16 protein-coding genes are annotated in these 17,850 nt (G+C 66.5%); 5 read left to right on the forward strand and 11 right to left on the reverse strand.

Annotated features, from left to right (window positions below):
• The first annotated feature begins 8 nt into the window (after positions 1-8).
• From phnC to Q7V45_RS17285, 4 genes are all read left to right on the forward strand, one after another.
• Complete coding sequence (phnC, locus tag Q7V45_RS17270) at positions 9-851, forward strand: phosphonate ABC transporter ATP-binding protein (protein ID WP_304854243.1); 843 nt, start codon at positions 9-11, stop codon at positions 849-851.
• A 2-nt stretch (positions 852-853) separates the two neighbouring features.
• Positions 854-1,648, forward strand: a complete 795-nt coding sequence (phnE, locus tag Q7V45_RS17275) for a phosphonate ABC transporter, permease protein PhnE (RefSeq protein WP_304854245.1) — start codon at positions 854-856, stop codon at positions 1,646-1,648.
• 81 nt (positions 1,649-1,729) lie between these two features.
• Complete coding sequence (locus Q7V45_RS17280; protein ID WP_370692618.1) at positions 1,730-3,325, forward strand: ABC transporter substrate-binding protein; 1,596 nt, start codon at positions 1,730-1,732, stop codon at positions 3,323-3,325.
• 153 nt (positions 3,326-3,478) lie between these two features.
• Complete coding sequence (locus tag Q7V45_RS17285) at positions 3,479-4,480, forward strand: tripartite tricarboxylate transporter substrate binding protein (protein WP_304854247.1); 1,002 nt, start codon at positions 3,479-3,481, stop codon at positions 4,478-4,480.
• Between the two features lie 82 nt (positions 4,481-4,562).
• On the opposite strand, the gene Q7V45_RS17290 is transcribed toward Q7V45_RS17285, so the two are convergent.
• A complete protein-coding gene (locus Q7V45_RS17290; RefSeq protein ID WP_304854250.1) occupies positions 4,563-5,300 on the reverse strand; it encodes a DUF1194 domain-containing protein in 738 nt (245 codons plus the stop codon).
• Positions 5,301-5,546: 246 nt separating this feature from the next.
• On the opposite strand from Q7V45_RS17290, the gene Q7V45_RS17295 reads away from it, so the two are divergent.
• Positions 5,547-6,317, forward strand: coding sequence for a ferredoxin--NADP reductase (locus tag Q7V45_RS17295; RefSeq protein WP_304854252.1), 771 nt, complete (start codon positions 5,547-5,549; stop codon positions 6,315-6,317).
• A 24-nt stretch (positions 6,318-6,341) separates the two neighbouring features.
• On the opposite strand, the gene Q7V45_RS17300 is transcribed toward Q7V45_RS17295, so the two are convergent.
• The 10 genes from Q7V45_RS17300 to Q7V45_RS17345 form a co-directional block, all read right to left on the reverse strand.
• A complete protein-coding gene (locus Q7V45_RS17300) occupies positions 6,342-7,325 on the reverse strand; it encodes a 2,5-dihydroxypyridine 5,6-dioxygenase (protein WP_304854254.1) in 984 nt (327 codons plus the stop codon).
• 14 nt (positions 7,326-7,339) lie between these two features.
• Positions 7,340-8,686 carry a cytosine deaminase gene (locus Q7V45_RS17305; protein ID WP_304854256.1) on the reverse strand — a complete coding sequence of 449 codons (1,347 nt, stop codon included), beginning with the start codon at positions 8,684-8,686 and terminating at the stop codon, positions 7,340-7,342.
• Between the two features lie 10 nt (positions 8,687-8,696).
• Positions 8,697-11,051, reverse strand: coding sequence for a xanthine dehydrogenase family protein molybdopterin-binding subunit (locus tag Q7V45_RS17310; RefSeq protein ID WP_304854259.1), 2,355 nt, complete (start codon positions 11,049-11,051; stop codon positions 8,697-8,699).
• Positions 11,048-11,521, reverse strand: coding sequence for a (2Fe-2S)-binding protein (locus Q7V45_RS17315; RefSeq protein WP_304854261.1), 474 nt, complete (start codon positions 11,519-11,521; stop codon positions 11,048-11,050). Before Q7V45_RS17315 ends, Q7V45_RS17310 begins: the two co-directional genes overlap by 4 nt.
• Positions 11,518-12,420: a xanthine dehydrogenase family protein subunit M gene (locus Q7V45_RS17320; protein ID WP_304854264.1), complete on the reverse strand. Its 903-nt coding sequence runs from the start codon at positions 12,418-12,420 to the stop codon at positions 11,518-11,520. The genes Q7V45_RS17315 and Q7V45_RS17320 overlap by 4 nt, the downstream gene beginning before the upstream one ends.
• Entirely contained in the window at positions 12,360-13,484 is a 1,125-nt protein-coding gene (locus Q7V45_RS17325) for an FAD-dependent monooxygenase (RefSeq protein WP_304854266.1), read from the reverse strand. Before Q7V45_RS17325 ends, Q7V45_RS17320 begins: the two co-directional genes overlap by 61 nt.
• Positions 13,484-14,245 (reverse strand): ABC transporter ATP-binding protein, encoded by a 762-nt coding sequence (locus tag Q7V45_RS17330; protein WP_304854268.1) that lies wholly within the window; start codon positions 14,243-14,245, stop codon positions 13,484-13,486. The genes Q7V45_RS17325 and Q7V45_RS17330 overlap by 1 nt, the downstream gene beginning before the upstream one ends.
• Positions 14,246-14,249: 4 nt before the next feature.
• Positions 14,250-15,020, reverse strand: a complete 771-nt coding sequence (locus tag Q7V45_RS17335; protein WP_304854270.1) for an ABC transporter permease — start codon at positions 15,018-15,020, stop codon at positions 14,250-14,252.
• Positions 15,021-15,026: 6 nt separating this feature from the next.
• Complete coding sequence (locus Q7V45_RS17340; protein WP_304854272.1) at positions 15,027-16,031, reverse strand: ABC transporter substrate-binding protein; 1,005 nt, start codon at positions 16,029-16,031, stop codon at positions 15,027-15,029.
• Between the two features lie 105 nt (positions 16,032-16,136).
• Positions 16,137-17,768 carry a hypothetical protein gene (locus Q7V45_RS17345; protein WP_304854273.1) on the reverse strand — a complete coding sequence of 544 codons (1,632 nt, stop codon included), beginning with the start codon at positions 17,766-17,768 and terminating at the stop codon, positions 16,137-16,139.
• Positions 17,769-17,850 lie beyond the last annotated feature (82 nt).

The raw sequence follows: 17,850 nt of genomic DNA on the forward strand, positions 1-17,850 counted from the left end.
ATCGACCGATGATCGAAATCCGCGGCCTCGCCAAATCCTATGGCGACCACCAGGCGCTGCAGGATGTGAGCCTCTCGATCCGGCCCGGCGAGTTCGTCGTCGTGCTCGGACCATCCGGCGCCGGCAAGTCGACCTTGCTGCGCTGCATCAACCGGCTGATCGAGCCAACGGCCGGCGACATCGTGGTCGACGGCACGTCGCTGTCGTCCAACCGCCGCGACCTGCGGCTGCTCCGGCGCAACGTCGCCATGATCTTCCAGCAGCACAATCTGGTGAAGCGCCTGAGCGTGCTGAAGAACGTGCTGGTCGGCCGCATGGCCGATCTCTCGCCGATCCTCAGCAGCCTGCAGCTCTTCCCCGAGGCCGACGTGAAGATCGCACTTCATTGCCTCGAGCAGGTCGCGATGTCCCATAAGGCCCGCAGTCGTGCCGACGCGCTGTCGGGCGGCGAGCAGCAGCGCGTCGGCATCGCCCGGGCGCTCGCCCAGCAGCCCAAGTTCATGCTGGCCGACGAGCCGGTGGCCAGCCTCGATCCCAAGACCTCGCGCACCGTCCTCAATTATCTGAAGAAGAGCTGCAAGGACTCCAACATCGCGGTTCTCTGCAATCTTCACCAGATCGACTACGCGCTGGAGTTCGCCGAGCGAGTCGTGGGCCTGTCGGCGGGTCGGGTCGTCTATGACGGCGCACCGGCCGGTGTCAGCGGCGACGTGATCCGCAGCATCTATCCCGGCCTCGACGATCCGAACGTGCTCGATGCCGCACAGCGTCTCACCGAACGCCGCCGCGCCGCGGCGGAAGCCGAGACTGCGCTCGCGGCCTCCGCCACCTCTGTCGAGGAGAGGGCTTAGCAATGTCCCTGCAATTCGTCGTCAATAAGCCGCGCGGTCCGCTCGGCTGGTGGATCATGGTCCCGATCGGGGGCCTTACGGTCGCTGCCCTCTGGTGGTCGGCCGTCGGCACGCGTCTCAGCATATCGGGCTTCATCGACGGGCTGCCGTGGATCGGCGACTTCGTCGGCCGCATGCTGCCGCCCAACTTCGCCTTCATGCAGAAGCTGGTGCAACCGGCCATCGAGACCGTGCAGATCGCGCTGTGGGGTACCCTGCTCGGCATCGTACTGGCCCTGCCGGTGTGCTTCTTCGCCGCCCGGAACCTCTCGCCCTATGCCTGGGTGTTCCACGGGCTGCGTCAGGTCCTGAACGTGATGCGCGGCATCAACGAGATCATCCTGGCGCTGATCTTCGTCGCCGCCGTCGGCCTCGGTCCCTTCGCGGGCGTGCTCGCCATCGCGCTGCACGGCGCCGGCATGCTGGGCAAGTTCTTCGCCGAGGCGATCGAGGAGATCGACGAGGGTCCGCTCGATGCGTTGCGCGCGGCCGGCGCAGGCACCCTGCAGCGCATCGTGTTCGGCGTGCTGCCTCAGGTCATGCCCGCCTGGATCGGCGTCGTGCTCTATCGATTCGAAACCAACATCCGCGTGTCGACGGTGCTGGGCATGGTCGGCGCGGGCGGCATCGGCTTCGAACTGATCAGCTCGATGAAGCTGTTCGCCTACGAGGACACGGCGGCCTGCGTCATCGTGATCCTGATCCTGGTGCTCGCAGCCGACCTGATGTCGTCAAAACTGCGTGCCATGATCCGATAGGACAATCCGCTAGCCGGACGGGCCCTCTCGACGCGGGACCTGCATCGCGCCATCCTGCCAGCAACGGGTATGGGAGGATCAATGATGCGGCTATCGATCAGACTTCTCGGTGTCGTGGCGGCGCTCGGCCTATCGGCCGGGCCTGCGCTCGCGCAGAAGAGCGGCGGCACCCTCAAGATGTATGTCGCGGACAATCCGCCCAGCACCTCGATCCACGAGGAAGCGACGACCTCGACGGTCGTGCCCTTCATGGGGCTCTACAACAATCTCGTCGTCTTCGATTCGCAGATTCCGCAGAACAGCATGGAGACGATCCGCCCGGATCTGGCCGAGAGCTGGTCCTGGAGCCCGGACGGCAAGAAGCTGACCTTCAAGCTGGTCGGTAATGCCAAGTGGCATGACGGCAAGCCCTTTACCTCGGCCGACGTGAAGTGCACCTGGGATATGCTGACGGGCAAGAGCGAGACCCAGAAGCTGCGCAAGAACCCGCGCACCTCCTGGTACTGGAACCTCAACGAGGTGACGACCAACGGCGACCGCGAGGTGACCTTCCATCTCGGCCAGCCGCAGCCCTCGATGCTGATCCTGCTCGCCTCGGGCTACAGCCCCGTCTATTCCTGCCACGTGCCGACGGCGCAGATGCGCACCAAGCCGATCGGCACCGGCCCCTTCAAGCTCGGCGAATTCAAGCAGAAGGAAATCATCAAGCTCGTCCGCAACCCGGACTACTTCAAGAAGGGCAAACCCTATCTCGACGCGGTCGAGATGCCGATCGTGCCGGCGCGCGGCACGGCCATACTGGGCTTCGTGTCGGGCCGCTACGACATGACGGCGCCCTACGCCGTCACCATCCCGCTGCTCAAGGACGTCAAGGCGCAGGCCGCCGACGCCATCTGCGAAGTCGCGCCGATGAACAACAACACCAACCTGATCGTGAACAGCGTAGCGCCGCCGTTCGACAATGCCGACATCCGCCGGGCGATGCTGCTCACCATCGACCGCAAGTCGTTCATCGACATTCTCGCCCAGGGTTACGGCGAGGCCGGCGGCGTCATGCAACCGGCACCCGGCGGCGTCTGGGGCATGCCGAAGGAGATGTTCGACAAGGTCCAGGGTTACGGGCCCGACGTCGCCAAGAACCGCGCCGAGGCGCAGGCGATCATGAAGAAGGCGGGCTACGGGCCCGACAACAGGCTGAAGCTCAAGGTTTCGACCCGCAATCACCTGCTCTATCGCGACCCGGCCGTCATCCTGATCGACCAGCTCAAGGAGATCTACATCGACGGCGAACTCGATCTGGTCGACACCGCCCTGTGGTTCAACAAGGTCGCGCGCAAGGACTACTCCATCGGCCTCAACACGACCGGCAACGGCGTGGACGATCCCGACCAGACCTACTTCGAGCACTACGCTTGCAAGTCGGAGCGCAACTATGTCGGCTACTGCAACCCTGAGATCGAGAAGCTTTTCCCGATCCAGTCGGCCGAGCGCGACATGGAGAAGCGCAAGAAGCTCGTTTGGGAGATCGACAAGCAGATCCTCGAGGAGGGCTTCCGCCCGATCGTCATGTGGAACGTGTCGGGAAGCTGCTGGCATCCCCACGTGAAGGGTTTCCGCCCGATGGTGAACAGCCTCTACAACGGCTCGCGCTTCGAGGACGTCTGGCTGGACAAGTAGCCGACGCAGCGAAAGCCTCAGGACTGCCGAAAGCCGCGCCCCGTAGCGCGGCTTTCGTGCGATGGGGCCTGACATCGCCATGGCCCCGAGGATAGTGTCGAAGCCAACGGAGGTCGCGACCAACGCGGCCCCATACACTCCCGGGGGGCAGACATGAGATCTTCACGTCGAGTACTGACGCGCCGGCGCGCCCTGACGGGGACGCTGCTCCTCGCATCACCAATGCTCGCCACGGGCAAGGCCGTGGCGGCCGACTGGCCGGAGCGCCCGATCCGCATGATCATACCGTTCGCCGCGGGCTCCGGCGCCGACACGGTCGGCCGGACCTTCGGCGAGCAGCTCGCGAAGGCGCTGGGCCAGCCCGTCGTCATCGACAACAAGGGCGGCGCCGGCGGCCTGCTGGGCACCGCGGAGGGTGCGCGGGCACCGGCCGACGGCTATACGCTGCTGCTCACGTCGCAGGGCGCGACGGTGTTCAACATGGGTCTCTACAAGGCGCCGGGCTACGATCCGCTGAAGGATCTCATTCCGGTGTCGACGACCGGAATCCTGACCAACGTCATGGTCGTCTCGACCGCCAACCCGGCCAAGACCGTCGCTGATGTGGTCGCACAGGCGCGCGCCAGGCCGGGCGAACTCACCTACGGGTCGAGCGGCGTCGGCAGCAGCCTCCATATGTCGGGCGTGATCCTGGAGCAGCGCACCGGCGTCAAGCTGCAGCACGTGCCCTATCGCGGCGCGCCCGCGGCGGTGCTCGCCGTGATCAATGGCGAGGTCACCACGGGCTTCTTCAATGCGCCCACGGTGGTGAGCCAGATCAAGGCCGGCAAGCTGAAGGCACTGGCCGTCACCACCAAGGACCGCTCTGTCATCCTGCCCGACGTGCCGACCATGATGGAGACAGGCATCCCCGACTATGTCGTCGCGACCTGGCTCGGCTTCGCGGTGCCGGCCGGCACCCCCGCGCCGATCGTGGCCCGCCTCAACGCCGAGATCGGCCGCATCGCCCAGATGCCGGAGGTGAAGGAGAGGCTCCTGGTCCAGGGCTTCGAGGTGCTGCCACCCGACACGCCCGCGGCCGCCCGCAAGCTGATCGCCGACGACCAGGCGCTGTGGCTGCCCATCATCAAGGCCTCGGGCGCGACGGCGGAATAGGGCGCCGACAATCGCCCGCTACGGAGTGCTTTGGTTGGTCCGTTAGGTCCTTTGCCGCGCTCAGGACGATAGGGAGGTTGGCCTACCAGTCAACGGCCGCCAACTTGTGGCCCGGCACTCCCGCGATCTCCTGGATCAGCTTCTTGGTCAGGGCACGGCCGAACGCTGCGTGAGTCTCGGCGACGATGGTGAAGGCACCGGGGCCGCCGATGACGTTCTCCTGGAAGTACTTTTCAAGCCCCCCCGGCGGATTGGTGTGCTCCGGCCGGAACGCCTCCTCGATCGGCGTCAGGATCACCAGCGCGTTGATCGTGATGTTCTTTGCCACGGCATCGTCACGCGCGTCGGTGATCGGGCGGCCGCCGATGTTGTTGCCGTCACCCGACACGTCGATGACCCGCCGGTCCGACAGGAAGGGCGCGCGGTCGAACTGTCCCACGGCGAAGTCGATGGCGGCGCTGATCGAGGTGCTGGCGGCAAAGGAGCGCGGCGTCTCGATCAGCCGGTCGCCGAAGCGGCGCGCCGAGTCGCCGTCGCCGATCACCATCCAGTCGATGACCACCTTCTGCATGTTGGCCGACGCCCATTCGACGAAGCACACGGCGATGCGCCGGTGCGGGCCCGACGTGATCGCCCGCACGACATCCGGATGGGTAATGGCGGCGGCGGCGCCCTCGCGCTGAAGCCTGAACTTGGGACCGGTCACGCTGCGCGAGACGTCGGCGGCCAGCACGAGCAGCATGTCGACCGGCTCCGCTGCCCGCGCCGTCGGAGAGACGAACGCCAGGGCCAGTCCCAGCAGCGCGACAAGCATCTTCATTGCACGGCTCCTCGCTTCCCCGGTTCGCCCAAGTATAGGACACCGGCCTTCAACTGCGATCCGCACAAGCGGCTCCCGCAGAAAATCCCCTCACCAGCAGCCTTATGGGGACATTCTTCCGCCAAGGACCTCGGGCATACGACAAATTTGCTATTGCGACTTACTTGCAAATATGGAATTCTATGCTGCACTGCACTATATTCACCCGTCGGGCGTCCGCCGGCACCGTTGCGTAGGAGTGTTTGCGTGAGCGCGTTGAGGAACGAGACCGTTTTGTCGGTGCATCACTGGACCGACGAGTTGTTCAGCTTCCGGACCACCCGCGACAAGGGGTTCCGCTTCGCCAGCGGCCAGTTCACGATGATCGGCCTCAAGGTCGAGGGCAAGCCGGTGCTGCGAGCCTACTCCATCGCCAGCCCGCACTACGTGGACGAGCTGGAGTTCTTCTCGATCAAGGTGCCCGACGGCAAGCTCACCTCGCACCTCAAGAACCTGATGCCGGGCGATCCCGTGCTGGTCGGCGCCAAGGCCGTCGGCACGCTGCTGCTCGACAGCCTGACCCCCGGCCGCAATCTCTACCTGCTGGGCACCGGCACCGGCCTCGCCCCCTTCCTGTCGATCGTGCGCGATCCGGAAGTCTACGAGCGCTACGAAAAGGTCATCCTCGTCCATGGCTGCCGCCATGTCCGGGACCTCGCCTACCGCTCGGCACTGGCCGACGAGCTGCCGGCCGACGAGATCCTGGGCGACATGGTGCGCGACAAGCTCGTCTACTACCCGACCGTCACCCGCGAGCCCTTCAAGTATCGCGGCCGCATCTCCCACCTGATCGAGAACGGCACCCTGGCGAACGACGTCGGCCTGCCGCCGATGTCGCGCGAGAACGACCGGTTCATGCTGTGCGGCAGCATCCAGATGCTGGCCGACATCCGGGCGCTCCTGGAAGGCATGGGCCTCACCGAGGGCAGCACCACCTCCCCGGGCGAATTCGTCGTCGAAAAGGCCTTCGTCGAGTAGACGCCCCCGATCGGGAACCCCTTGCTACGCTCTTTGCTCTGGCGCCAGCACCTCGCCTGCCTTCACCACCTGGCGGTCGTCGAGCCAAACCGTGGCGTCGCGCAGCGGGATATCGAGATGCAGTGGTGCGCGGCGCGTGCCGCCTCCCGAGACGTTGGGGCCGGTCGAGAAAAGGAAGTTGCCGTAGTGTCCGCGGCCGTCCTGCCCCTCGATATCTTTCTTGTCGTAGAAACCCAGTGCATCCCATCGCGAGTTGCGGCTGAGACCCCAGCCAAGGTGTGAGACGGCGAACACCTCGGGGTTGGCGTAGGAATCGAGCGTTGCCTTGAGCAGCATGGCGTCGACACCGCCCTCGATCGCACGGATATACCCTCCTTCGATCCGGAGCGTGATGGAAGTGCGGACATATTCCTTCTGAGGGAAGATCATATCGCCCTCGGCGATCACGACGGTGCCGTTGGCCGAGCCCTCGTTCCCGTAGGTCGTCACGAAGGCACCTGGCCACTGGTCCCAATGGCCGGGTTCGTCCGAGAACCCGTACTGGCAGTTGCCCGACAGTTCGCCGAGCCGCACCTCGAAGTCCGTGCCTGCTGCAGTGGACACACGCATGCTCTTCGAGGCCCTGATACAGGCCTGGGCATGCTCGACGCGGCCCTTGTCGGCTTCGCAGGGCAGCATGCGCTCCAGAATCTCCGGCGGCTCGAGCACGACCAGCGTGCGCGTACCGTACGGTGCGAGACGCCGGATCTCCGGATCGTGGCTGTGCGAGAGGTCGACCACGAAGTCGGCGTCGCGAAGCGCCGCGAGCGCGGTCGACGGCAGGCGGTTGGCGTTCTCGACCTCGAGATAGGCCGCGGCTGCACCGCGCTCGCGCGCTACCTGCAGGGCGATGGCGCGGTAGCGCGTGTCGACGCCCTGGGCGCCCAGCACGATGGCCGTCTCACCCTCGTGCAGCTTGCAGAGGCCCAATACATGGTGCCACGCGGCATGCTGGCCGTTGGTGAACATGTCGCTTCTCCTCACTAAGTGGCGATGACCTTGCTGCGCGCGACGACACGGTCGAGCTTGCGGTAGTCGGGCAGCACAGCGTCGACGCGCTTTCCGCCGCGGATCACCAGCCGGTCGGGCTGGCGCCGCGCCAGAAGCTCGCTGTAGTCGCGTGCGCCGAACAGCTGGAAGTCGGCCGGGCCGCCGGGCCGGATGCGCCCGCCCTCGGGCACCCCCAGCACCGCGGCCGGCACCGTCGTCACCGAGGAGGGCCAGCGATCGAGCTCGGCCTCGAGATGCCCGATGCGCACACCCGCGCCGAACACCTCGATCATGTCGTGGTCTCCGAACGCATGATACGGGTCGCGACAATTGTCGCTGGCCAGCGCCACGTTCACACCGGCCGCCTTCAGCTCGTGCAACAGCGGGATGCCCCGCCAACGCGGCGTACCGCCGCCATCGATTCGGCCCTGCAGGAACTGATTGACCATCGGCAGGCTGACGATGGTGAGACCCGCATCGCGCGCGAGTCCGATGGTGCGCCTGTAGGTCGGCTCGTCCTGCATCGACATGCTGCAGCAGTGACCGCACACGACATGGCCCTCATAGGCGTTTCGCATCACCGCCTCGGCGACCTGGGCGAGCGTCGTCGAGGACGGCGCGCCGTTCTCGTCGACATGCAGATCGACATCGAGCCGGCGCGATTTTGCCAGCGCCAGCAGCCGGTCGAGCCGCCGGTCGAGGAGGACCGGGTCCTCGGCAGGATCCAGCCGGTAGGTGATGCCGCCCAGCCGCGCACCCGACTCCGCAATGAGATCGACCAGCGCGCCGTTCTCCGGCGTGTCGTAGAGGTCGGTGCTGACCAGCGCCGCCGCCTCGACGACCATGCGCCCGGCCCACCGCTCGCGCAGCCGGCGGAACACCGCGAAGCTTACTTCGGCCTGGCCCGGCACGAAGCAGTCGATGTGCGTGCGGACCGCGCCGGTACCATGGGCATAGGCGCATTCCAGCGCGAACTCGAAACGCGCCTCCACATCCTCCTCGCGCCAATGTCGCTCGGTATCGGAGCGCGTCGCGGCGCGGGCACCGGCCAGCGTGCCCTCGGGATTGCGCGCCCGCGGGAAGATGTGGCCTTTGTCGAGATGCGCGTGAAGGTCGGCGAAGGGCGGCAGCAGCATGCCGCCATCGGCATCGCAGCCAGCGCCGTCCACGAGCGCCCCGGTCGGCAGCAGCGCGCCGACGTGCCCGCGCTCGATCACCAGGTCGAGCGTCACCAGCCCCTCTTCGTCGGCGAGACCGGGGGCGCCCTCCGCCAGCACCTGCGACGGGATGCGGACATTGGCGAGGTGGATGCGGTCGTCCCGTGGCCAGGATGGAATCATGTCTGCACCTTCACAGGCGGTTGAGCGCGGCGAGCATGCGCTCGGGTGTCATCGGCAGCTCGGTGATAGACGCACCGAGCGGCCGGATCGCGTCGTTGACGGCGTTGAGAACGGCGCCGACCGCGCCGGTGGTGCCGGCCTCGCCCGCACCCTTGGCGCCCAAAACGGAATGCGGCCACGGAGTCTCGACATGATCGATCACCATGTCGGGCAGGTCGGAGGCCAGCGGCACGAGATAATCGGCGAGCGTGGCGTTCTGCACCTGGCCCCCGGGGTCGTACACCAGCTCCTCGAACAGTGCCTGGCCGATACCCTGGGCGATGCCGCCTCGCACCTGCTCGGCCACCAGCAGCGGGTTGACGATCGTGCCAAAATCGTCGACCGCCCAGTGGCGCAACAGCCGCACTGCGCCCGTTCGCACATCGACCTCGACCAATGAGGCTTGCACGCCGTTGGTCGGCACCAGCGCGGGCCAGTCGTGGCCGAGATGGCGCGATAAGGAGAGGCTCACCTGCGCCCCCCTGGGCAGCAGCTGGGGTTTGAAGTGCACGACCTCGGCCAGGTCGGCCAGGCTGATGCCGTTGCCCTCTTCACTGCCGGCAGGGAAGATCATTCCGTCGGTCATCGACAGCCGCTCGGCGCCGGTCTGCAGCAGCTGCGCCGCCGCCTCGAGGATTACCGCGCGCAACTCGCGTGAGGCCTGGAGGGCCAGCTCGCCGCCGACCGCGGTACCGCGCGACGCACGCACGCCCGAGCCGTAGGGTGTGGCTTGGCTGTCACCGGAAACGATGCGAACACGATCGAAGGGGACGCCGAGCTCGTCGGCGATCACCTGCGCCACCACCGTGTGCGTGCCCTGCCCCTGGTCGGTAACGCTGATGGCACAGCGCACCGCGCCCGAGGGGTCGACCGACAGAGTGATGCCGTCCTGCGCCGTGGCCTTGCGGATATGGGCGTTGGAGGGCGCATTGGTCGCAGTGCGCTCGATGAAGCAGGCGATGCCGAAGCCTCTGTGGATGCCTTCGCCACGCAGCCGTTCATTCTCGGCGCGGAGGGCCGGGATGTCGATGATCTCCCCGAGCCGGCGCAGGCAGGCCTGATGCGACAGCGCGTCGAGATCGATGCCTGTACGCGTTTTCACCGGATAGGCGTCGTCCGGTACGTAGTTGGCGAGCCGCAGTGCCACGGGATCGAACCCCATAGCGGCCGCCGCCTTCTCGATCAGGTGTTCGCCGATGGCCGCGGCGATCGGATGACCGACGCCGCGATACTGGCCGACGATGTTCTTGTTCTGGAACACGACCTCGAGCCGGCCGCCGACATGCGGCACGCGATAGGGCGCCATGGCCAGCCGCACCGCCTCGTCAGCTTCCTGCACGCTGGAGCCCGGATGGGTCGAAAAGGCGCCCATGGCGAGACGGGTCTCAGCCCGCCACGCTACGAACCTGCCCTCCGCGTCGAGCGCCAGCTTCGCCGTCACGATCTGCTCGCGGGCATGGATGTCGGCCAGCAGCGCTTCCATGCGGTCGGCGATGTACTTTACCGGCCGGCCGATCAGGCGCGAGATGGCCACGGTCGCCACCTCGTCGGAATAAAGATGGATCTTGGCGCCGAACGAGCCGCCGACATGCGGGCAGATCACGCGAATGCGACCCTCGTCGAGGCCGAGATGGGTGGCATAGAGCGAGCGCAGCTGATGCGGCGCGGTGTGGCTCTGATACACGCTCAGACTGCCGTCGCCCGGCAGGTAGCTCGCCACGACGCCGCGCGTCTCCATCGGCATCACGGTCTGTCGGTTGAACCGGAAGGCGGCCTCAACGACGCAGGCCGCCTCATCGAACAGCGCGCGGTTCTCCGGATCGCCGACGTCGGCCTGATAGGCAAGGTTGCCCGCAAGATCGGGATGGGCGCGCGCCGCGTCCGGCGCCATCGCGCCTTCCAGGTCGCAGGCCGGCGGCAACAGCTCCCAATCGATCTCGACCAGCTCGACCGCATCCTCGGCGAGCGCGCGGCTCTCAGCCACCACCGCAACGACGGCCTGGCCCACGAACACGACGCGGTCCGTCGCCAGCGGATACTGGGTGCGGAGCACGTAGCCTGGATAGGTCTGCGAGGTCTGCCACCCCTTGCAGAGCGGCGCCAGGTCCGCGGCGGTGACGACGCGCACCACGCCGGGCATCGCGTCGGCGTGGGCGGTGCGGATGGCAACAATCCTAGCATGCGCGTGCGGTGAGCGCAGGAAGGCCACATGCAGCACGCCCGGCACCGCGACATCGTCGATGTAGGTGCCGCGGCCACCGACGAACAGCGTGGCGTCGCCGCGCCGATGCGACGAGCCGACCGCCTTGGTCGTCGCGCCTGTCATGGTTTCACCTTCGCTGCGGCGGCGACGGCATCGACGATCGCCTCGTAACCGGTGCAACGGCAGATGTTGCCGGACAGCGCCTCCCGGATTTGCTCGCGCGAGGGACTGGGCTCGCGCGACAGCAGCTCGGCCGCGATCAGGAGCATGCCAGGCGTGCAGAAGCCGCATTGAAGCGCGTTGCGGTCGACGAAAGCCGCCTGCAACGCGGCAATACGGCCGCTGTCGCTCGCCCCCTCGATGGTCTCGACGTCGGCGCCGTCCAGCTGTACCGCAAAGACTAGGCAGCCGCGCACCACCGCGCCGTCGAGCACGATGGAACAGGCGCCGCAAACGCCGTGCTCGCAACCGACATGTGTACCGGTGAGACCGGACACGTGCCGGATCATGTCGGCCGCACTGGTCCGCGGTTCGACATGCTTGGCCACGGCGCGGCCGTTCAGCCGGAACTTGATCGTGTGGATGCCGCTCATGCCGTCACACCCGCGCGATCGATATCTTCGCGGCAGCGCCGCGCCAGTTCAGCGGCGATCACGAGCTTGGCCCGTCCCGCGGTGCCTGCACCCGCCGTCGATGGCAGGTCGATCGCGAGCGCCGCCAGCATCTCGGCTTCGCCGGCCTGCGGCCTGTCCGCAAGCACTGTTTCGAGATGGAAAAGCCGAACGGCGCGATCCTCGATGCCGAACGCCGCCCAGCGCTGCACCCCCTGCCCGCGCCGGCCGACGATACCCGCCAGCGCGAGATCGCCGTGACGGCGCGACATCTCGTGGAGGGCGGCCCGATCGCGCGCTGCGGTCAGCGGAATCGACACGCCGGTCAGCATCTCGCCCGGCTCGAGGGCCGTAGCGAACATGCCGCGGAAGAAGTCGCCAGCCGCGACGGTGCGCTCGGACCCGGACGAGGCAATGTGCAGGGTCGCCTCGAGCACAAGCATGCAGGCGGGAAACTCCGCCGCCGGATCGGCATGGCAGAGGCTGCCGCCCAGCGTGCCGCGGTTGCGCACCGCTTGGTGCGCCACATGCCGCACCGCGCTCGCCAGCAGTGGCACGTGACGCGCCACCAGCAAATCGGTCTCGACCTGGCGGTGGCGGACCAGTGCACCGATATGCAGCGCGTCGCCGGCCAGCGTCACCCTCTGCAGCTCGGCAAGGCCGCCGATATCGACCAGCAGCCCGGGCGAGACGAGACGAAGATTCATCATCGGCACGAGACTTTGGCCACCCGCTATCACCCGCGCATCGACCGGCCCGTCCAGCAGGCTGCATGCCTCCTCGACCGAGGTCGCGCGCCGATAGGCGAACGGCCGCGGCTTCACAGCGCACCGGTCGGCGGTCGCAGCGCCGCACAGCGTATCGTGTGCTCGCGCAGCCACGCGTTGCCCGTGAGCAGCTTCAGCGTCAGCTTGCGCAGGGCTTGTGGCATCAGCGCAAGGTCGCCGTAGAGGCGCGAGACGGTCTGTACCCATTCCACGAAGCGCCGCTCGTCGGCCTGCCAGCTCGCCAGCGCCGTCTCGACGTCGTCGTGCCGACCGAGCGCGTCGGCCAGCGACAGCGCCGACGTCATGGCGACGCCGCCGCCCTGACCGAGGAACGGCGGCTGGGCGCTGACGGCATCGCCGATCAGAGCAACGTGGCCGCGTGCCCAGGAATGCACGCGCACGACCTCGAACCAGTCGCCCTTGCCGTCCTCGGGGATACGCTCGATCACCCAGTCGAGATGCGGAAAGGTCTCGAGCCACGAGGCGCGGTCAAACGGAGCGCCGGCCGCCGGATCGCCGCGCACGGAGGTGAGCTGGACATAGACCTGCTGCGGGCTGCTGGGCGCATAGAGCAGCCGCCGGCTGCCATTCCAGTGCTCGCTGATGCGGCTGCGGGATTCGTGCGCGGCTTCGCCCGGCTGGCGGTCGATCATGATGCGATAGCCGTATTGTCCCACCGGCTTCCTTGAGCGCAGTAGCCCGAGGCTGTCTCGCACCCGGCTGTTGACGCCGTCGGCACCGACCACAAGATCACCGTGCTCCACCGTGCCGTCGCGGAAGCGCAGCGCGCCGCTGGGATCGGCGCCCTGTATCGGCTTGCCGAAATGAATCTCGCCGCCCGCCGACAGCACCGCATCCTTGAGCGAAGTCAGTAGCGCACGGCGCATCGGCAGGAAGAGGCGGCCACTCGCCGCCGTGTTTTCGACGCCCAGCAGCTCGCCTTTCGCGCCACGCCGCTCGCGCACCTGCACCTGCTGGATGCCCGCGATCACCTGCTCGTAGACGCCCAGCGTCTCGAGCACGCGAAGACCGTTCTCCCAGATGTAGATCGCCGCGCCCAAGATCCGGATATCGTCGCTCTGCTCGTAGATGCGGACCTGCCAACCCTTGCGCAGCAACGCCAGGCCGGCAGCCAGACCGCCGATTCCTGCGCCTGCGACGATCGCATTGCCCTTCATCAGACGTACCGCATCAGGGTGGCGAGCACGGCACGTTGCGTTTCGTACTGCGCCGGGTCATCGTACGTGCGCGGCCGGCGCAGATGGCCGAGCCCGATCTCTTCGCAGATGCGGCTATTGGGGCCACTCTTCATCACCACGATGCGGTCCGAGAGATAGACCGACTCCAGTGAATTGTGTGTCACGAACAGAACGGTGCGGCGATCGGCTTCCCACAGCGATAGCAACAGCTGGCGCATGCGGAGCGCAGTGATCTCGTCGAGCGCGCTGAACGGCTCGTCCATCAGCAGCAATTCCGGCTCAATCGAGAAGGCGCGCGCGATCGAGACACGCTGCTGCATGCCACCTGACAGCTGTAGCGGAAAATAGTCGGCGAACGATGCGAGGCCGACGGCCTGCAGCCAGCGTTCGCAGCGCGCCGGCCATTCGGATTTGGGGACGCGCGCCGCATCGAGCGCGAACTCGATATTGCCGCGTACCGTGCGCCACGGCAGCAGGCGGGGCTCCTGGAACAGATATGCGATGCGCGGCTTGGCGGCGCCCACCGCGCTGCGACCGATCTCGACTACTCCCTCGAAACTCGTGTCGAGCCCGCTGAGTGCATTGAGCAGGGTGGATTTCCCACAGCCCGACGGCCCAAGGATCGTCACGAACTCGCCGGGCGCCACCTGCAGGTCGACGTTCTCCAGCACACGAAGGCGGGAGCCATCAGCGGTCTGGAACTCCTTCGCAAAATCCCGAATAGCGATGGATACCGACATCGCGTCAGGCCAGCCGCGCCGCGGGCCGCCAGCGGAACAGGCGGCGCTCGATACCGCCCAACACCACGACCTCGATCAGCAACATGATGGCGACGAAGAACACGGTGTATTCCAGCACACGGCCAAGATCGAACAACTGGTGGTAATACTCGATCTGGTAGCCAATGCCGTTGCTGCGGCCGAGCAGCTCGACAAACAGCACCATCTTCCAGACGAGGCCGAGACCGAACCGTGCCGATGCCATCAGCGACGCGGCCAGCTGCGGCAGGACGACGGACGTCACGATGCGTACCGACGATAGGCCGAACCCGCGCGCCATCTGGATCAACTTCACATCAACGGCCTTGGCGCTCTCCCAGATGTTGATGGTCAGTACCCAAACCACGGCCAGCGCTGCCGCCACGACAGCCGCGAACTCGTTCAGGCCGATCGAGGTGTAGGCGAGGATGATGAAGACGAGGCTGGGAATCATCAGCCCGATGACCACCCAGGAGCCGAACAGATGGCGGGCGAACGCCGAGAAACCCAACGCGATCCCGAAAGGTATGGCGATCGCCATCGACAGGGCAAATCCCAGAAAGATGCGCATCAGCGTCACGCCCAGATGCTTCCAGATTTCCGGCTTCTGGATGTCCTGCGCCAGGTAGATCAGCACCTGGTGCGGCGGCGGCAACAATGGCTTGGCCGGCAGCCAAGCCGCCGCGTACCAGATCGTCAGCAGCATTGCGACCGACGCCAGCCTCGGCACCGCGCCCACGAACAGACGCGACTTCACGGTCTGTCAGCTCGAGAAGCTGGTGTTGAAAATGCCCGTCGGCAGGGCGTCGACACCCATGGCTTCCTTGCCGCCCGTCGCATAGAGCAAGTCGAAGAGCTGCTTGGTCTCGGCCATCGGGTCGGCCGAGAAACGTGCCATCGTCACGTCGCGGCTGTAGTCGCGCATCAGCGGCACGACAGCCGCGTCGGTGATGTTCTGCCGCGCCAGGCACTCGACCCAGATCGGGTCGTTGGTGCGCAGGTATTCGACGGCGTCGCGATAAGCCATGGCGAAGGCGCGGACGTTCTTTGGATTCGAGCGGCCATAGGCTTCACGGAACGCGACCGACGTCAGCATCGTACTGGTGGGCATGCCCGCAAGCTTGAGCAGATCCTTGCTGTTGAACAGGATCCGGTACTCGCCCGAGGCAACCATCGGCATGGCGAGGTTGTAGAAGATGAACGTCGCGTCGAGCTGCTTCTGATCCATTAGGCCGCGCAGGAGGCCCGGGCCCGCATCCTGGATGGTGCTGTCGGTGCGCGGGTCGTAGCCGAACTTCGCCTTGGCGGTAGCAAGGTAAAGCACCCATTCCGGACTGAAGCGGTTGTACGTGCCGACCTTCTTGCCTTTCAGGTCGGCTACAGTCTTGGCCGGCGAGTTCTTCGGCACGACCCAGACATTGGGCATCTCGAGGAAGGGCACGATCGCGGCGATCTCCTCGCCCGCCGTCCGCACGCGCGCCAGTTCCAGCCAATTCATCAGGCCGCCCTCGACCGCACCCGATCGGAACGCGGTCAACGCCGCGCCGCCGGGCTGCACCGACACGTTCTCCAGCTCGAACCCGTACTTGCGGTCGAGCCCGAGCTTGGCGATCGCCCAGAACGGATAGTCGTTGCCCCCGGGGAATGAGGCGACCCGCACCTTGCCGCCCTCCCCTTTGAAATCCTGGGCCGTCGCACGCGTTGTGGTGAGGCCTGCCACGGGCAAAAGGGACGAGAGAATGCTGAATGATCGCCGGGTCAGAGCCATGTTCGGCCTCCAGAGGAATCGGAATTTCGATCACTCTACGGAGCGCCCACCACCCGGTGCAGGGTAGCTACCGTTATTGGGGGGTATGCTACCCGGCCGCTTCGGCTAGGCGTCGAGGCCTGCCTTGCGCAGGCCTTGGTGCAGGTGCTCTGACAGCGCATCAACTCCCGAGAGATAGCGGAAATACCGGTCGGCGAACCGTGGAAAGTGAGGCCATTTGCGACGCACCTCGGCCATGGCGAGGGCTGCCTCCTCGGACCGGCCCAGCTGGCCGAAAGCGGCGGCGCGGAGCAACGAGGGCGTGAACTGCTCACCGGCCGGGTAGGCCTTCAATTCGTTCAGCGCGCCCAGATAGTCCCGCTGGCGATAGGCATTGAGGAAGGTGGCCCGAAATGCCCAGCCCGGCGGATGGCGGATCACTGCCAGCGCTTGCGCCATGAGCTGCGCGCCGGTTTCCCAATCTCCCGCCAGAGAGCGGAAAAAGCCGGCGCTGAGTTTGGTACTCGGCGCATGAGCATTTCCAGCCGCCAAGCGCTCGCAGACTTCCAACGCGCCGGCGAGATCACGACGGTACATCGCGATAGTCGCGGCTGCCACGTGTGCATGGGCGCAGCCCTGGTCGAGTTCCATGGCGCGCTGGGTATAGCGGTCCGCGGTCTGCAAGAAATCGACGTCATCATCGAAGCCCAGGCAATTGCCCGTGAAGGCGGTGTGTGCCAGCGCCGCCCACATCATCGCCGAATAGGGTGTGCGCCTGACGCCGATCTCCAGGTCGGCCCGGGCCAGGCGGTAGACCTGCTCGTTGGTGATGCGCGTAAGATAGCGATGGCGCTGGATGGCGACGTGCGGCGTCCACACGTGATCGGCATCGCAGCCTCCCGCCTCGCTACTGACCGACTCGAAGGCGAGCAGCCGGCAGATCACGCCGTGGAAGTCGGCGATCTCGGCCGAGACACGGCGTGCGATCGCGTCCTGCACCTCGATGGTGGCAGTGGCGTCGGGCGGGCCGTCGAAGGAATCGGTCCAGATGATCGCGTTGGCCTGCAGATCGTGCAGCTTCAGGACGGCGCGCAGTCGCCTCCCACTCTGGCGCGCGCTGCTGGTCACGATGAAGCGCGCCCTCGTCGACAGGGCCAGAGACGCAGGCGATGCACCTTCGGGAAGGATCGGGATCGCGGGCGCCACCGAGAGGTCCGGATAGCGCGCCAGCTCGACCGTGAGCTGTTCGGTCAATCCCTGGGAAAAGGACGCAGCCTCCGGGCCGAGTCCGCTGGTCTGCACAACCAGCAGCCGCGTTGGTGCGAGCGTGCCCAGCATCGCGACGCCCGCGTCCGGGCGCATTGGCGACACCCGTTCGAAGGTCGGCACGTAACTCCCGCGCGGCACAGAAATGCGAACCGGGTCGCCGGCACCCTGGTTGGCATAGTAGCTGTCGAGGTTGCGGCGCAGTTTGCCCGCTTCCAATCGCACCAGCGGGTCGCAATCTGGATCGAACTCCGGACCGCGGCCGAGCGCCTCGGTGGCGATGCTGTACTGTTTCAACAGGCGCGCCTCGCCCGCCAGAGCACGCTCGACGATGTAGGCGAGGAAGCGCCTGCTGCGCGTTGAGGTGGCGAAGCAGGGGGCACCGAGAATGCGGCGGAGCTGCATGCCGATATCCATCGCGGAAGGCGCCGAATCGGCCGTGCCGGTCGCGCTCGCTTCCTCGGCGTCAGACAGGGGCCTGGCGGTGACCATCTTGCGGGACGAAGCAATAGGTGTGCCTATTGCAAGGAGCCTTCGTCGAGCAGACGGTTCCGCTTCGCGAGCCTCTTCAAGT

Source organism: Reyranella sp. (genome assembly GCF_030651995.1).
GTDB lineage: Bacteria > Pseudomonadota > Alphaproteobacteria > Reyranellales > Reyranellaceae > Reyranella.

Bases quoted from the DNA above. Each gene is read 5' to 3' on its own strand.
- phnC (WP_304854243.1), top strand. From the start codon at position 9: ATGATCGAAATCCGCGGCCTCGCCAAATCCTATGGCGACCACCAGGCG.
- phnE (WP_304854245.1), top strand. From the start codon at position 854: ATGTCCCTGCAATTCGTCGTCAATAAGCCGCGCGGTCCGCTCGGCTGG.
- Q7V45_RS17280 (WP_370692618.1), top strand. From the start codon at position 1,730: ATGATGCGGCTATCGATCAGACTTCTCGGTGTCGTGGCGGCGCTCGGC.
- Q7V45_RS17285 (WP_304854247.1), top strand. From the start codon at position 3,479: ATGAGATCTTCACGTCGAGTACTGACGCGCCGGCGCGCCCTGACGGGG.
- Q7V45_RS17290 (WP_304854250.1), bottom strand. From the start codon at position 5,300: ATGAAGATGCTTGTCGCGCTGCTGGGACTGGCCCTGGCGTTCGTCTCT.
- Q7V45_RS17300 (WP_304854254.1), bottom strand. From the start codon at position 7,325: ATGTTCACCAACGGCCAGCATGCCGCGTGGCACCATGTATTGGGCCTC.
- Q7V45_RS17305 (WP_304854256.1), bottom strand. From the start codon at position 8,686: ATGATTCCATCCTGGCCACGGGACGACCGCATCCACCTCGCCAATGTC.
- Q7V45_RS17310 (WP_304854259.1), bottom strand. From the start codon at position 11,051: ATGACAGGCGCGACGACCAAGGCGGTCGGCTCGTCGCATCGGCGCGGC.
- Q7V45_RS17315 (WP_304854261.1), bottom strand. From the start codon at position 11,521: ATGAGCGGCATCCACACGATCAAGTTCCGGCTGAACGGCCGCGCCGTG.
- Q7V45_RS17325 (WP_304854266.1), bottom strand. From the start codon at position 13,484: ATGAAGGGCAATGCGATCGTCGCAGGCGCAGGAATCGGCGGTCTGGCT.
- Q7V45_RS17330 (WP_304854268.1), bottom strand. From the start codon at position 14,245: ATGTCGGTATCCATCGCTATTCGGGATTTTGCGAAGGAGTTCCAGACC.
- Q7V45_RS17340 (WP_304854272.1), bottom strand. From the start codon at position 16,031: ATGGCTCTGACCCGGCGATCATTCAGCATTCTCTCGTCCCTTTTGCCC.
- Q7V45_RS17345 (WP_304854273.1), bottom strand. From the start codon at position 17,768: ATGGTCACCGCCAGGCCCCTGTCTGACGCCGAGGAAGCGAGCGCGACC.